Genomic DNA, 506 nt, shown 5'->3' on the forward strand with positions numbered 1-506 from the left:
ACACGAAGGTATTCAAGCTGTGTTTAAAGCGCACCTGAAATCTGAACCAGAAGAACTCAGTTCAGTCGAAAAAAACCGCGGTCGGATTGAGTATCGTGCATATTTTTTTCTAAAAAGTAGTGTGCTGGAAAGCAGTGTGCTGCCAGCGAGCATTACTTGAGTCATGGGCTGACTTAAAAACTATAGGCTTAGCAATAAGTTATCGGATGGAAAAGCACAAAGTGAGCCGCCTGGAATACCGTTATTTTATCAGTTCAGCGCCCTTAACAAGCCAGCGGTTTGCCAAAGCAGTTCGTAGTCATTGGGGCATTGAGAATAAACTGCATTGGGTGCTTGATGTCAGCATGGATGAGGACGATAACCAGATATTCCGAGGCCATGCGGCGGCAAATATGGCCACCATGAGACATCTGGGGTTAAACATGCTTCGAGCAGAAACCAGTAAAGCGATGAGCGTGCCACGAAAACAGCGCAAAGCACATATAAATGAAGATTATCTTGAGCAG

The 506-nt window shown here is 45.3% G+C and carries 1 protein-coding gene; it reads left to right on the forward strand.

The window, feature by feature from the left end:
- Window positions 1-134 precede the first annotated feature (134 nt).
- Window positions 135-506, forward strand: a 372-nt coding sequence (locus VT06_RS17710; protein WP_161795055.1) for an ISAs1 family transposase, incomplete at its 3' end; no start/stop codon positions are given.

Source organism: Arsukibacterium sp. MJ3 (genome assembly GCF_000987765.1).
GTDB lineage: Bacteria > Pseudomonadota > Gammaproteobacteria > Enterobacterales > Alteromonadaceae > Alishewanella.